This is a genomic window from Mesorhizobium sp. P160219 (assembly GCF_057786095.1).
This window is the reverse complement of record NZ_JBYNWG010000001.1, coordinates 2148233-2162339: the sequence shown is the minus strand read 5'-3', so window position 1 is coordinate 2162339 and position 14107 is coordinate 2148233. Positions and strand designations below refer to the sequence as shown.

Sequence of the window (14107 nt, the reverse complement as noted above, 5' to 3'; positions counted from 1 at the left end):
TTTGGTCCAACGGGGCGCGGGGATGGTATTTCCGTTGGTATTCGGCATCCTGATGGTATCGAAACAGCCAAAGGAGATGTCGAATGGCCCTTTCCGACGTGAAATGCCGAAACGCTCGCCCAGGTCCCAAACTCGTGAAACTGTCTGACGGTGGCGGGCTCCAGCTATGGGTGCAGCCCACAGGATCTCGCCTTTGGCGGCTCGCCTACCGCTTTGACGGCAAGCAGAAACTTTTGGCGTTGGGCAGCTATCCCCTTATCTCCCTAGCCGAGGCACGTAAGGCCCGCGATGATGCTAAGCGTCTTCTGCTGGCTGGCATCGACCCCGGACAGGAACGCAGTTTGCGCAAGGCCGGTTCGGCAAAAGACTCCTTTCGGTCAATCGCGGACGAATACGTTGACAAGCTGAAGAAGGAGGGGCGTGCCGATCGGACGATTACCAAGGTCAAATGGCTGCTCGACTTTGCCTATTCGGCCATCGGCGACAAGTGCATTCGGGAGATCGATACGGCCACCGTCCTTACTGCCCTACGCCGCGTAGAGGTTCGCGGTCGATACGAGTCGGCCAGACGATTGCGCTCCACCATTGGCACCGTGTTTCGATACGCAATCGCGACCGCACGTGCCGAAGCAGATCCGACGATCGCACTCAGGGGCGCACTCATCAGTCCGACGGTCACGCCGCGCGCCGCGATTACCGATCCGAAGGCCTTGGGAGGCCTGCTGAGGGCGATCGATGCATTTGACGGACAGCCTACGACCCGAGCGGCCCTGAAGCTGATGGCGCTGCTGTTTCCCCGGCCCGGCGAACTGCGCGCGGCCGAATGGCACGAGTTCGATTTCGAAAGCTCGGTGTGGATCATCCCTGAAGCACACATGAAAATGCGACGGCCGCACCGCGTACCACTTTCAAGGCAAGCTGTTAGCGTCCTGACCTTACTCAGAGAAATCTCTGGCGGTGGATCGCTGCTGTTTCCTAGTGTTCGATCGGGTTCGCGCCCGATTTCCGACAACACGCTTAACGCCGCCCTGCGCCGTATGGGCTACGGCAAGGAAGAAGCTACCTCGCACGGTTTTCGAGCAACGGCATCAACTCTGCTAAACGAATGCGGAAAGTGGCACCCGGACGCCATAGAGCGGCAACTGGCCCACGTAGAGAACAACGACGTTCGTCGCGCCTACGCTAGGGCGGAGCATTGGGAGGAGCGCGTCAAGATGATGCAATGGTGGGCCGATTATCTAGATGAACTGGAGAGCAAAAAAACGCGGGTGATCTCAATCGGGGGACGCGGCAAGCCTACTCTCCATATACCATCGCGAGGGTCTGCGTTGAAACCAAACAGCGACGGTTCGCCAAAGGTCGAGGCGAACCTCTAACCTCCGAAAATCGAGCTGACAATCAAGAGACGAACGACCGTATGATAGACCCGAGGCTCTGCCGTATTCGAGCGAAATCAGCCGCAGCGCGAAAACCCCGTTTATTAGAAATCAATGGCTTTGCAAACGCGCCTCACTTTTTCCGACCGCCTCCGATCCGGCGACCAGTGACCGGCCAAGGCATAGCCTGACTTGCGGAGTTCACCGTCCGCACGTCCGAGGCCTCGAGGGGACGGAAAACCGTGCATGTATAGCATTTGTCGGCAGGTTACATCTTGACAAAGGAATGCGGCATTCTCGTATAGGTTGGGACCTAGGGGGATTCGCAGATTGTTGCTAGAGAAAAATACACGGCGGCGGAAGAACGATAGACCGCATTTAGGTTGGCTAAACCCCTACACGGGAATAATTAGCACCGTTTCCGCCATAGTTGTTTCTCTTGTGAGTGTTTACAATATTTATCTCACGACTCGCCAATCCGAAATTGCTGAGCGTGCGATCAATTTGTCCAACCGTAATACTGAGATGGCAAACCTCCTCGTATCACTTCGAAAGACTTGCCAATCTGCTGCAGCACTACGCGCTGTATTTTTCGGAAATACTAGCTTTTACTATAAGCCAGACTTTAATATGAGGGACCCGCAAAAACCGACCGATGGAGAAAAACTCAAGATCACATTTGTGGAACCTCCAAAATACCCAAAACCTAGTACACCACAAGTTTTAAAGATCGGAAAAGAATACTTGAGTTTTTCGGAAGATACTCTTAGCCGTTTTCAAGTAGTTGAACTGTACCTTACGGACCAGGAAGCGGCCGAAGAGGAAGCTAAAAACCTCCGATATGCTTTTGAAGAGCTGGTTGACGTTGCCGATATGGTGACCAACGAGGAAGCCAGTACACAGGACCTAATCGGCAACATGATAGTCGCGTCATCGATGTGCCGGCTGTTACCGGAAAAGCTTTCGCCTTGGTTTCGGAACTCTCAAGCCAACAGGCTCGGATACATTTTTACCGAGAGCGACGTCAGGTTTGAATGGATTAAAGAACCGGAAGACTTTGTCGCTACCCGCCAATCTTGGGGCCTAAGCCTTGAAGACCGGACAGAGAACGAAGGCACCATGCGTCAACGATTGCTGAATCCCCCGTCTGAATTCTGAATTGTCAATGAAACCGGCGACAACTTTCATAACCCAGGACGAGGGGCAGATCCATTACCGAACTGCCATGAAGCTCAGGACCGCCGATCGACTCCAAGCCACCGGTCGTAGACGTGATCGCTGGGCGTACCTCCTCCCCTCGATTACCCTTAGTGACGGATCGATCGAAACTGCCGATATTTCACTAAAAGTAAGCGTTTCAGCATACGTTGAAATTGCCATTTTTGGTGAAAGTAGCTGTACTTGTTTTAGTGAAAATGCTATTTTCAGCAAATGCTGAAAGCGCCAAACTCATTGAAAGAGGTGGAAGAGCAAGCCGCGCAGGCCTTGAAAAGCCTGCTTGGGTCGATTCCTCCGATCAAGATCGATAGAATCGAAGAATTCCCTTCCGGGCCCGACCGCGGCGTCGATTTGATCGCCCACATTCGCGCTTTCGGGTCCAGACATGTTCTCCTCTGCGAAGTCAAATCGACCGGACAGCCTCGCCACGCCAGGGACGCCATCACACTGCTTCATCGAGCAGCGGCTGGGTTGAACGAAAAACATGCTGTTCCGGTTTTCATTGCTCCGTTTCTGATGCCGCAGACGCGGGATATCTGCACCGAGGCCGGCGTCAGCTTTTTAGACTTTGAGGGTAATTGCCGCCTTGCGTTTGATGGAGTCTTTGTCGAGCGCGTCGTCCCCACCAAGCCCGCCACCGAACGGCGAGAGGTCAAGTCGATCTTCAAACCGAAGTCGGCGCAGGTCTTGCGAACCATGTTGCGCAACCCGGGCCACTTTTGGCGTGTAACCGAGCTCGCAGAGCGCGCTCAGGTGAGCCTCGGCCATGTAAGCAACATGCGCACCGCGCTCGTAGCGCGGGAATGGGCAAAGATCGGTGAAGACGGGATATCGCTGACGGAGCCGGATGCTCTGCTCGACGCCTGGCGGGATGTCTACGAACCACCCGCTGGACGGCGAATGGGCTTTTACACGACATTGCACGGGAAGGCCTTCGACGAAGTCATTCGGCGCAACGGCGAGCCTGATCCATCATTGAGCCAGATGGCGCTGGCGTCGTTTTCGGCCGCGCAGTGGCTAGCTCCGTATGCGCGTACCGGAACACATTTTTTCTACGCAAGTGGCAATGGTCTCGAGCGGGCTCGTACCGCCCTCAATTTGAGTTCAGCCGCACGCGGCGAGAATGTTGTGGTTACGGTCTTAAAGGACACGGGCCCGCTGCTCGATGCCATTGAACCCTCCCCAGGGATCTCCACCACCAGCCCAGTGCAGACCTATCTTGACCTCTGGGTGGCGGGAGAACGCGGCAGGGAAGCGGCGGAGTACTTGCGGAAAGAGAAACTCAAATGGCACGTGTAACCGTTCCGGAAGCGCAGTCTGCCGCTGAATATGATGACCGCACCACCCAGGCGGTGAAATCCGTGCTACTCGAAATCGGCCAGATCCTCGGCAGTTTCAAAGGCAAGTTTGCCGTTATCGGTGGCGCGGTGCCCTGGCTCCTGCTTGAGAACGATGAGATGCGGCATGTCGGTACGCTCGATGTCGATCTCGGGCTCGATGCGGAGGCGCTAGGCGACGGCGAGTATGCCAAGCTCGTCGAGTCGCTGATGGAAAACGGCTACAAGCAGAGCGAGGAGTTGCGAGCCTTCCAGCTCGTCCGCAATGTGCCTGCCAAAGATGGCGGTGAAGCCATCGACGTGGTAGTCGATTTCCTGCGGCCGATCGACGCCAAGATTGTCAAGAACCGGCCGCCGCTTATCGAGAAATTTGCGGTTCAGCGAGCTGACGGCGCGGAGCTTGCTCTTCGCTTTTATCTGTACGTCGCAATAACAGGCGACATGCCTGGCGGCGGTACCAATCAGGTCAAGATCGCTGTCGCATCAATTCCCGCCTTGCTCGCGATGAAAGGCTTTGCCATCCAGAACCGGCTGAAGCGCAAGGACGCCTATGACATATATTATTGTGTGCGCAATTATGGTGGAGGGATCGAAGCCCTGGCCAAGGATTGCGAGCCCGTCCTCGCAGTGAAGGAAGGCCAAGAAGGATTCGGATATATCAACGGCAAATTCGACCAGGTAGACGGGTTTGGTCCGACAAGTGTTCGCCAGTTCGTTGAAGAGACAGATCTACTCGGAGAGCGGACCCCTGATCAGTGGCAGCAGGATGCATTCGGTCAGGTCGATGCCTTGCTGCGGGCGCTAGGGTTGAGGAAATAGTCCAGCCACGGCCATTTCGGTTGCCGGCACCAGCGGCGCAATCGTCAGGTGGTGCTGCGCGGGACAAGTCGAGACTGGCGCGGCATTGAAGCGAGAAAACATTGCTCGATGAGAGCTGCCGCGGCGTTTAAAGCGACTCGCCGGCCTCTTGGTTGGCGCAATGAAAGATCAACTCAAGGCCAACATGCACCGGGCAGAGGATGCCGTCAGCGGCATCCTACGCTCTACGAAGCCATCGGCCGCGAGCTCGATACCGCCCCAATGACCGACATTTCATTTGGCGGGCTGTCATCGAAGCCTCTACATCGCTACGGATCTAAGAACCGCGGCGTGGGACCATCATCTCGGACAGAACCTTCTCGGAAGGAACAACCGTCAGGTAACCGATCGTGAAAGGCAGCGGCGTTTTCTCGACCCAATTGGCGCCTACCAACTTGGTCGCGCGAAATGCGAGGTAGCAGGCCGCGCCAAGCTCCTCGAGTTGCCTGAACAACCCGTCGACTTCCTGCTGATAGGTGCGCTTTTCGGAAAACGAGATGTCATCGGCAATGTCGCCAAGGTCGCGCAGATAATCGAACATGGATGCTGCGATCTCCTTCGCCTCTGCAGCGATTGCGTCATCGGTATTGAACAGATAACCGTCCGCCTCATAGGCTATGCGCGCCAACGCCTCTCCGGAGACGGCTTTCGTCACCGGCACGCGGATATGGTCGGGAAACTGCTTCTGGACCTCGTCGTCTTGAATCTTCCGAAGGCCTTCAAACAGCTCGTGGACGCCCTTGATAAATTCCGGGTCGTCAAACACGTCGGGATTGTCATAGCCAAGACCCCGAGCCAAGGCCCGGCGTGTCGTGACGCTAACTGGGTTTCCGGCTTCAATCCTCTGGATCGTGCGCACGTCAAGTCCGGACGAGGCGGCAAGCGCTTCTTGCGACCAGTGCGAGGTTTCGCGGATGCACTTCGTCCAGAAGGCAAGAAACTTGGGATCCTTTGTATCGATGCTCGGTGCGTTCATGTCGCGTTCCTCAGGTCAATGTTCCGAGTGAGGACGCTATCTTTAACGGAGCTAACGCACCACGACAGAACCCCGACAACAAGCCGTCACCAGGCGGCTGGATGCACAGGCGCGCCGTACAAACCGGCCTCCCCGGTGCGGTGCTGCTCAAGAAAGGCTTCCGTCTCGATGCCTTGCTGTGGACGGTCACTGGTAAACTTCCCGGTCTTGGCCACGGGCCTGTTGGAACAGTGGATTCCGGTCGTCGGCGCGGTATTAGCCGGTTCGATGATGCTAATCAGTCGTCCCATTCGGTGCGACGGCCAGGTGGGCGCGTGTCAGCGGTTCGCCAGACTTTGCTCCCTCGCTCACCACGCAGCTTGTGCTCGCCATCAGGCGTCCAGGCAATCACCGTCCCGCGGTCGATGTTGCGGTATTTCTGGTTCTCACTCCACTGCCATTCGAAGCTGACCACTTCGTTCTTGTAGACGAACTTACCTGACCAGGGTGCAAGGAACGAGTATGTTTCCCCAGCAACGACCAAAACATGGCTGTGCCAGGCATGCTTGTTCCCACTGCGGCTCGGGGGGCGGGATTTGTCCTTGAGATAGACGTCGTAGCTTTCGACTTCCGCTCGCTCGACCTTCACCGGCTATTCCTTTTCGAGGCGTCCCTTTGTGCCGGAACCTAGCCAGCACAGCTTCCTACCCCTAGACGCTGTGGCCGCCCGTTTTGGACGAGCATCGACACCGCGTTACGAAAGCGCTTTGCGCAGTGATCGCAGCAGGGCCTCGGCGTCATCAATTTTTTTGAGAATATCCGGGTCGCCTTTGAGTTCCTGCAATGTGGTCCAGGGAAGTGTTTTCATCGCTTCCACGACTATTTCGAGATCGCTGGAAAGGCCACCCTTCGCTTTCTTGTCGGAGGCTCCGAGACGCAGCATCGCGGATTCGAGATCGCCTGCGTCGCTCAAGAAGTGTGCCCTCGCCACCGGGTCGGGCAGGATCGTGCGCAGCTTGCGAAGATCCTTGGAGTTGGTAATGCGCTTCTGGTTGACCTTCTTGACGACGGCTTCGACGACGCTTGGTGTCAGGAGCTTCTTGCTGACGCCCATCATTTCCCGAGCCCAAGTGATGGCGGCACTCGGATCGCGAAGACTCGTGAACTTTTCAGAGAGCTCGAACACGTCCACCAGCTTGTCGAGTTCCCGAACCGTGATGCCAAGAATGTTGGCCGCACTGGCTCTGCCCATCAGATCGACCAGCCGATAGGCGACCATTTCCTTTTCCTTGGCATCCCATTCCTTGCGCTGGCGGTGAATGTAAATCCATACGCGCAGCCGCTCCTCCTCACCTAGCGTGCCGTCGGTCACCTCAATAGGCACCTGCCGAAATTCGTCCTTCCCCTGCTCTACCAGAGCGCGCGAGTTGGTCCATCGCCGGTCGCCGTCGATGATGCGGAACTTCCCAGGCAGCGTCGGATGAGGCTCGACCAGCAAAGGTTCGAACAAGCCTCCATTGGCCTCGATCTGCCGTTGCAACTCCTCGTCCAGCTTTGGCCCCATGCGCGGCTGCTTGTCGTTCGGGACAATGTCATCGATGTCGGCCTTCCTGCGATAGGTACGCAGCACGGTGCGGTCGAGCCTGCGCTCCTGCAGGTTGACGACGACATTATTTTCCCGATCCGGCTTGGCGGCAGCGCTGGTCATTGCAAGTCCTCCAACGCATTCTCGGAGGTGCCGACGATGGCGTCGATCTCGCCAGTCAACTCGCCGCGTACCCGTTGCACCGAGCGGATGAGTTCACCTTGCCGCCGCCAGGTCGCGTCGTGCGCCTTTTTCTCCTTCACTTGCAGGTCAAGCAGGTCCTCGGTGTGCGTATCGATCCTCGCCAGCATGCCGGCGCAACGTTCGGAGGTGATGAAGTCGTAAAGAGCCGCCGTCTTTTGCGTCCGCTCTTCGGTGCTGAGCCTGAGCTTGTGAGTCTGAATGAGGTGCTGGCGGACAATCTGAACAATCGCGACAACCCGTGCCGGATTGGCGAGAATGACGCCGTCCTGCAGCTGCAAATGGCGGACCTTGGCCGGGAACACACGCGTCGACAAAATGGCATGGTCGGCTTTCGCAGCCATCTGGTCGGAAGCCAATTTCGTCACAAAGTCAAAGCGCCATTTGGCGTGATTTTTTGAGTCGTAGATGATAGTGCCGCATTCCTTGCCGTTGTGCATCACCGTGTGGAGGATGTCGGCACCTGGCTGACCGCGATTGACCCGTTCGATCTTGTCTCCCTCAAATTCTCTCTTCAAATCCTCGTAGAGGTCGACTTCGGCTCCCTCGCCGAGCTCGTCGGCGGTTTTCTTGTCATAGGCGCGCTTCAGCTCCTCGAATTTGGTCTGAAGCTTCAGCCTTTCCTCGAACGCCAACGATTTCTCCGCATTCACCGCCTCGTCCCTCGCCTTCTCCAGCACTTCGCGTTGTTCCTGTAATTGCGCTTCGTGGGCATGGTGGAGCGTCTGGACTTGCTGAACGGCCGAAGTCGCCTTTGCTTCGGCCTGTGCCTTCGCTTCCTCAAGCCCGGCGACCTTTTCCTGAACCGCAGCTGCGGCAGCCGCATCGGCCCGCTGCCGGTATTCAGTTTCGCGCGTCACCGCGTCCGACTTCACCTTCTCGATCGCCGCCCCGTGATCCAGCTGTTGCTGCTCCAGCTTGCCTTCCAGCGTCACACTGGCGGCTTCGGCGGCCGCCTTTCCGGCTTCGATCGACTCGATCTTCAGATTAAGGGCGGCCTCGCTATCTTTGCGCTGGCGCTCGCTGTCCGCGAACTTATCCAGCATTGCCGCCTCCGCGGCGCCCATGGCCTCGGCGCGGATGGTCTTCTCCTTGTCGGCCATCTCCTCTTTGAACTTCTCGATCTTGGCTTCCGCACCTGCCTGGGCTGCCTGCGCATCATCGAGTTTCGCCTGCAGCCCGCCCAGTGCCTCTTTGCCTGCGCGTTCGGCAACCGAGACACGCTCGTTCGCCACAACCTCAAGTGCGCGGCGCTCATCTTCACGGGCTGCGGCGATCCTTGCTTCGGCTTCCTGCCGCGCCTGTTCGAGCGCCTGCGCTTTCTCACGCGCGTGCTGCTCTTGCAGTTCTTGCAGTCGGCCGGCGATCTCTGCCAACTGCTCGCGTTGGCGGAGCTCGATCTTCTCTTTGATCTCCTCGTAATGATCGTGCGGAATGGGCTGGTCGCAAGTCGGACAGACCTCATCGGCGAAATGCAGATGCGGCGCAGCCTGACCGGGGCCGGTTTTCAATAGTGGGGCATGGGATGCGGGCATAAACGCTCTCCTCAAGAAAAACTAGGTCCTATTTTCTCCTACTTGATCCCAATGTCAATAGCTGATATAGAGTCTCGCACAGGGCGAGAACGCTAGATGTTGTGGCCTTGATCAAAACTTGAGGTATTGAAATGACAAAATCGTATAAGCCGGGGCAGACCGCGCCTCGTTCAGGACAATATGGAATTATCGGAACGAGGGGTGGCAATACCGGCCAGGAGAGGACCGTGACGAGGGGCGAGCCGCTGCCTCCGACGCCGAGGGCAGGGCAGACCTACAAGCTCAACGACGCCACCAAAAACAAAAGCGGGCGCCCTTAAAGGGGCCTGAGAAAAAAGAACGAGGCGGTCCGACCGCCTCGTTCTTTTTTCATGAAATCGCCGATGGAGGCGACGGTTGGTCGGTCGCGCGATTCGAATAGCTCCGTGCTGGAACTCGATGTAGGTTTAAGCTGATTGCTGTGGTGGCTTCGCCGACGCTCGGACGCCCGGCAGGCCTTCCTTTCTGGCCTTGGCAAAAGCTCGGTCGCTTTCGAGGAACTCGGACAGCATGAATGGGATAAGTTCAGCCACCGTCTCCGACTCACCATAGGTCTGGCGGTAAAGCGCTGCATAGTCGTTGAGTGCCTGGCTCAGGTCGGCGCTAATGGTGATGGTGATCTTCGAAGGCGTCCGTTCCGGAAGTTTTCCGAGCTTTAGATTGGCCATGACTGCTCCTGTTCAACCCGTGTATGGCCGGAGCACAATGTCCTTGTGCACGATGACGCGCAGCGGCCAACCCGGGCGGACGGTGATGGTTGGTTGAATATCGAGGTTCTTCTCGGTGATGCGTTGGCCGGCTCGGCTGACATTCTGCTGGGTGGATTCCCGGATCGCCTTGACGAGGTCGCTCTCATTGTCTCCAAAACTCAGCTCAGTGCCAACGCCCAGCAGCGTAGCCAGAGCAACTCCCTTGATCAGCTGCCAGGTGTGGAAATCCACCTCGTCCTCCAGACCCGCATAACCGGCAGTATCTGTCGCTGGCAGATTGTCGATTTCGATAGATGAGCCGTCCGGCATCACGATGCGTTGCCACATCAACAGAGCGCGCCTTTGGCCAAAGGCTACAACGCTATCGTAGGTGCCGATCAGCCGTGAGCCCTGCGGGATGAGTAGGATACTGCCGGTGACGCTGTCGCGCACATTCTCGGTAACCTGCGCGACGACGAGGCCGGGCAAGTCGGAATTGATGCCGGTGATCAGGCTTGCCGCAATCACGCTGCCGGCCATGATCTGGTACGGCGAGGCCGGCGTCTGCAGCGCATGCGGATTGTAAATCCCGCCGGTGTTCCGTTGATCGATAAAATCGAGCTTGCGCTGTTGGTTGTTCTGGTCGCCCTCGGCCGGTGCCACGGAAGCTCGCATACGCTCAGCATCGGATCGGGCCGGCAGCGCTTCAAGCGGCGGGCGTGCTCCTTGCCCATTACCGGCGGCGTCCATTTGCCGGGAGCGGATCTCGATGCGGAAGAGGACTTGCGACTCTCGCGCCTCGATCGCCTGCTGAGCAAGACGCTGCTCTTCGGCGGAAACCTCCTGCCCTGGCGCGATACCAAGCTGGCGCTGGTGTTCCAGGATAGGGCGGCCGAGATCGCCAGGCAGGGGCGGCCCAAGCACTGGGGCCTGCGGTTTGATCCCGGAATAGTCTTTGGGGAGCGCCTCGAGTCCCTCGGCGGTCGGGTTGCGGTCGGTGCTGTAAAGCTCTTCAGCCTGCTGCTTCAGGCGCAGTGCCGGCCCCTGCAGCGCCATCATGGTGACGCCAAAGATGGTGCCTGAACCAACAGCTGCAATCCCAACGATTATGCCGCGCCTGAAGCGCACGGCCCGGCGCGGTGAGGCCCGCAGCTGCAGCTGTTCGGGATCGAGTTTGGGCGGAACATTGGAGCGGGATGTGTCGGTCATGAGCATTCCCCTCACCTGCTAAAACGGGAAAAGAGGGACACCCGCCGCGGCGGTTGCCTGCCGTCAGTTCTCGTAATGCGCACCACCTGCTGCTGCTTCGTGCCTAAACGCAGTTCGGCGGCGGCAAAGAGGCGATCGACGATGTAGTAGTTGCCGCGCATGCGGTAATTGACGAGCTGGTTGTCTCCGTCGGCACCGACGATGAAAAGCGGCGGCGCCTCGCCTTGATCGATACGCCCTGGGAATTCGATATAGACTTTGCGGCCATCGTCGAAGGCGCGCGCCGGCCTCCAGGGCGGCGTGTCACCAGTGATGGTATAACGGAAGCGGATGTTTTCGAGGGTGACATTTGAGGCCAGCGGCGTCGCCGACTCGGCCTCAGCGTTGCGGCGGCGGAGCGCGATGATCTGGTCCTCGCTATAGGTCCAGGAGATCGCCGCCATTGCGGTCTTGTCCGTGCTTTGAAGCTGTAGGTGATAGCTCCGCCTATCCGTCGTGATGACCAGATTGGTGGCAAGTCCCGGCGCGAAGGGTTTGACCAGGACATGGGTACGCTGGTCGTCTCCAGATCCGCTCGTGGTGTCGCCAATCACCCAGCGCACCGTATCGCCGGCGGATACCGATGTGAGTTTCTCGCCTGGCTGCAATGAGATATCGGTGACGCGCTCCGGCGCGGCATAGAGCTGGTAGAGCGCGCCATCGGCAAAGGGGTAGACCTGCACCGCGTTGACATAGCCAAACTTCGTGGGTTGCTGCGTCGCCGCCTTGTTGGCATCGGCGACCCGTCCTTCGGGCGAGCGCTTATCTTCAGCGGGCTTGCCGGGTGCGGGTATCAACTGACCGGGCAATGGCAAGGGTTTTGGCACCTCCAGGACCTTGACCGGCTTTTCCGGCGCCTTCTCGATCGCGGCTGGTTTGAAGTCTTCGTAGTCATAGGAAATCTGAGGCGGTGGCACTGGCTTCGAGGCGCAGGCCGAAAGAACCGCAGCCGAGGTCGACAGGATCAGGACCGTTCGAAGCGATGAGACTCTATTTGTCATTGGCGGGCTCCTTTGGGGAAACGGGCGTCGGCGCAGCACTGTCGAGCTCGCGCGACCAGTCGATGGCGTTGACGAAGACGCCGAGCGGGTTTTTGCGCAGCTGCTCGGTTGTCCTCGGCGGTCGGATGACGATGGTGAGGATCCCGGTCCAGCGCGTCGTGCTGGCGAGGCTGCCGCGCTCGAACACCTGCTCGGTCCATTTGACCTGGAACGAGCTGTCGGAAGCCCGGACCACGCTGGTCACCTGCACTGACACGCTGCGCGTGCCGATTTGGCCGAAAGGGTCGTTCGCCTTGGCATACTCGTTGAGGAAGAACGCCGCTCGGTCGGTGGCAAAGTCGTAGGCCGACAGCCAATTCTGCCGCACCAGAACTGCATCGGTGGAAACCGAACGGACATTCTGGATGAAGCGGCTGAGATGCCAGGCGATCTGGGCATCGTCAGGCTGGTAGTTTTGGACTGCCGGCGCGACCGCGTGCGCCTCGCCAAAGCGGTCGACCTCGACGACATAAGGCACGACGCGGCCCTGCATCGACTGCCACAGAAGCCCACCGGAAAGCCCCGTCGTCAGAGCCAGGCAGCCAAAGGCCATGAAGCGCCAGTTCTTGGCCTGGACGCGCGCCGCGCCGATGCGCTCATCCCAGAGTTGGCTGGCCTTCTGGTAGGGTGTTACGGGTTCGGACGTCTTTCCGTAACGCTGAACGGGTCGCTTGAAGAGCATCTAGTCTTCCTTGTCATTTAGGGAGGGATTGACGCCACTTCCGCCCCGATCTCCATCGCGCACCGCCTGTGTAGCGGCGTGGCGATGGGCACGGGCTGTCTGTTCGGAACGCAGGCGCTTTGCCCAGGCAGGCGCCGAAGCGGGAGCTGCAGTGGGAGAGCTTCCGGTCATCGAGCTGGTCGGCGTGCCGCCGCTCGCTGTCCAGGCGGCCTCGCGACCGGCGTCAGCGCTACGGCGGAAGGGTTCTGCGGTGGATCGCACTCCAACCATCGCGGCGCCGCCGGCGGCACTCGCAACGCCGTGCAGGCCAGCAGATAATCCCGAGAGGCCGGACTCGGGCGAGGTTGCTCGGCCCATTTGCCATGCTGTGCTGGTGGCCGACCCCATGGCCGTGCCGGCCCGAACGGCGGCAAGACCGCCACCGGTTGCCAGGCGCACCCCGGCGAACGCGGTGCCTCCGGCGACGAGCGCTGAACCGCCGGCGGCCGCAGTGGTTCCAAGCGCGGCGCCGGCGCCAAGCTGCGGCGCGCCGGAAACGAGACCTGAGGCAATTCCTGGCCCAAAAATGCCGAGACCAAGCAGGGCAAGCGCACTCAACACCTGCGACATGGCTGCGGCGAGGTCCGGCTCCTTGCCCTGCAGCGCGGATGCAAATTCGCCGAACAGCGTCGAGCCGATGCCAAAGATGACGGCAAGCACCATCACCTTGATGCCCGAGGAGATCACATTGCCAAGCACGCGCTCGGCCAGAAACGCCGAACGGTTCCAGAGCGCGAAGGGCACCAGGACGAAGCCGGCCAGTGTGGTCAGCTTGAACTCCAGGATGGTGATGAAAAGCTGGATGGAAAGAATGAAGAAGGCGATGAGGACCAGGAACCAGGCGAGAAGCAGCACGAAGATGGTCAGCGCGTTGCCAAAGATCTCGGGGAAGCCGACTAGCTGGCTCGCTTGATCGAGCAGAGGCCAGGCGCCCTCGAAGCCGGCCGCGGCAATGCGGCCTGGCCGCAGGAGATTGTCGGCGGACAGGTTGCCGGCGGAGGCATTGATGCCCAGACCAGCAAAGGAGCGGTAGATGATGTCGGCGAGATTCTTAAAATTGTTCAGGATGAAGGCGAAGGCGCCGACATAGAGCACCTTGCGGACAAGCCGGCCAAGAATGTTTGGTTCGCCGCCGAACGCCCAGACCAGGCCGGCCAGCGTGATGTCAATGCCAATCAGGATGGTGGTGAGAAAGGCGACGTCGCCCGAAAGCAGACCGAACCCGCTATCGATAAAGCGGGTAAAAGTCTCCATAAAGCGATCGATGACCCCCAAGTCGTTCATGCCGCCGCTTTCCTCGTCGTA

General features: G+C 58.9%; 13 protein-coding genes. 4 read left to right on the top strand and 9 right to left on the bottom strand.

The annotated features are described in order from the left end of the window. The first annotated feature begins 83 nt into the window (after positions 1–83). The 4 genes from AC3EMP_RS10425 to AC3EMP_RS10410 all read left to right on the top strand — a co-directional run bounded on the left by AC3EMP_RS10425 (position 84) and on the right by AC3EMP_RS10410 (position 4750). Entirely contained in the window at positions 84–1376 is a 1293-nt protein-coding gene (locus AC3EMP_RS10425; RefSeq protein ID WP_023727934.1) for a tyrosine-type recombinase/integrase, read from the top strand. Positions 1377–1706: 330 nt separating this feature from the next. Further along, positions 1707–2534, top strand: a complete 828-nt coding sequence (locus tag AC3EMP_RS10420; protein ID WP_352713122.1) for a hypothetical protein — start codon at positions 1707–1709, stop codon at positions 2532–2534. A 273-nt stretch (positions 2535–2807) separates the two neighbouring features. Beyond that, positions 2808–3893: a type IV toxin-antitoxin system AbiEi family antitoxin gene (locus AC3EMP_RS10415; RefSeq protein WP_023727932.1), complete on the top strand. Its 1086-nt coding sequence runs from the start codon at positions 2808–2810 to the stop codon at positions 3891–3893. Further along, complete coding sequence (locus AC3EMP_RS10410) at positions 3881–4750, top strand: nucleotidyl transferase AbiEii/AbiGii toxin family protein (RefSeq protein WP_023727931.1); 870 nt, start codon at positions 3881–3883, stop codon at positions 4748–4750. The genes AC3EMP_RS10415 and AC3EMP_RS10410 overlap by 13 nt, the downstream gene beginning before the upstream one ends. Before the next feature lie 316 nt (positions 4751–5066). On the opposite strand, the gene AC3EMP_RS10405 is transcribed toward AC3EMP_RS10410, so the two are convergent. The 9 genes from AC3EMP_RS10405 to trbL form a co-directional block, all read right to left on the bottom strand. Further along, the gene (locus AC3EMP_RS10405; RefSeq protein ID WP_023727930.1) at positions 5067–5765 is read right to left on the bottom strand and encodes a helix-turn-helix domain-containing protein; all 699 of its coding nucleotides are present in this window, start codon (positions 5763–5765) and stop codon (positions 5067–5069) included. Between the two features lie 277 nt (positions 5766–6042). Then, a complete protein-coding gene (locus AC3EMP_RS10400) occupies positions 6043–6393 on the bottom strand; it encodes a hypothetical protein (protein WP_023727928.1) in 351 nt (116 codons plus the stop codon). Between the two features lie 105 nt (positions 6394–6498). Then, positions 6499–7452, bottom strand: a complete 954-nt coding sequence (locus AC3EMP_RS10395) for a ParB/RepB/Spo0J family partition protein (protein WP_023727927.1) — start codon at positions 7450–7452, stop codon at positions 6499–6501. Continuing rightward, positions 7449–9065, bottom strand: coding sequence for a DUF2130 domain-containing protein (locus tag AC3EMP_RS10390; RefSeq protein WP_084629728.1), 1617 nt, complete (start codon positions 9063–9065; stop codon positions 7449–7451). The genes AC3EMP_RS10395 and AC3EMP_RS10390 overlap by 4 nt, the downstream gene beginning before the upstream one ends. A gap of 446 nt (positions 9066–9511) precedes the next feature. After that, a complete protein-coding gene (locus tag AC3EMP_RS10385; protein WP_023727925.1) occupies positions 9512–9772 on the bottom strand; it encodes a DUF2274 domain-containing protein in 261 nt (86 codons plus the stop codon). Positions 9773–9784: 12 nt separating this feature from the next. Beyond that, positions 9785–11002: a TraB/TrbI/VirB10 family type IV secretion system protein gene (locus AC3EMP_RS10380; RefSeq protein ID WP_352713116.1), complete on the bottom strand. Its 1218-nt coding sequence runs from the start codon at positions 11000–11002 to the stop codon at positions 9785–9787. An 11-nt stretch (positions 11003–11013) separates the two neighbouring features. Beyond that, positions 11014–12042 (bottom strand): P-type conjugative transfer protein TrbG, encoded by a 1029-nt coding sequence (trbG, locus tag AC3EMP_RS10375; RefSeq protein WP_023727923.1) that lies wholly within the window; start codon positions 12040–12042, stop codon positions 11014–11016. Next, a complete protein-coding gene (gene trbF / locus AC3EMP_RS10370) occupies positions 12032–12763 on the bottom strand; it encodes a conjugal transfer protein TrbF (RefSeq protein WP_023727922.1) in 732 nt (243 codons plus the stop codon). Before trbF ends, trbG begins: the two co-directional genes overlap by 11 nt. After that, complete coding sequence (trbL, locus tag AC3EMP_RS10365) at positions 12764–14086, bottom strand: P-type conjugative transfer protein TrbL (protein WP_023727921.1); 1323 nt, start codon at positions 14084–14086, stop codon at positions 12764–12766. Positions 14087–14107 lie beyond the last annotated feature (21 nt).

Excerpts from the sequence above, each read along its gene's own strand:
- AC3EMP_RS10385 (WP_023727925.1), bottom strand. The coding sequence starts at position 9,772 with ATGGCCAATCTAAAGCTCGGAAAACTTCCGGAACGGACGCCTTCGAAG.
- AC3EMP_RS10415 (WP_023727932.1), top strand. The coding sequence starts at position 2,808 with ATGCTGAAAGCGCCAAACTCATTGAAAGAGGTGGAAGAGCAAGCCGCG.
- trbL (WP_023727921.1), bottom strand. The coding sequence starts at position 14,086 with ATGAACGACTTGGGGGTCATCGATCGCTTTATGGAGACTTTTACCCGC.
- AC3EMP_RS10410 (WP_023727931.1), top strand. The coding sequence starts at position 3,881 with ATGGCACGTGTAACCGTTCCGGAAGCGCAGTCTGCCGCTGAATATGAT.
- trbF (WP_023727922.1), bottom strand. The coding sequence starts at position 12,763 with ATGCTCTTCAAGCGACCCGTTCAGCGTTACGGAAAGACGTCCGAACCC.
- AC3EMP_RS10425 (WP_023727934.1), top strand. The coding sequence starts at position 84 with ATGGCCCTTTCCGACGTGAAATGCCGAAACGCTCGCCCAGGTCCCAAA.
- AC3EMP_RS10395 (WP_023727927.1), bottom strand. The coding sequence starts at position 7,452 with ATGACCAGCGCTGCCGCCAAGCCGGATCGGGAAAATAATGTCGTCGTC.
- trbG (WP_023727923.1), bottom strand. The coding sequence starts at position 12,042 with ATGACAAATAGAGTCTCATCGCTTCGAACGGTCCTGATCCTGTCGACC.
- AC3EMP_RS10380 (WP_352713116.1), bottom strand. The coding sequence starts at position 11,002 with ATGACCGACACATCCCGCTCCAATGTTCCGCCCAAACTCGATCCCGAA.
- AC3EMP_RS10390 (WP_084629728.1), bottom strand. The coding sequence starts at position 9,065 with ATGCCCGCATCCCATGCCCCACTATTGAAAACCGGCCCCGGTCAGGCT.
- AC3EMP_RS10405 (WP_023727930.1), bottom strand. The coding sequence starts at position 5,765 with ATGAACGCACCGAGCATCGATACAAAGGATCCCAAGTTTCTTGCCTTC.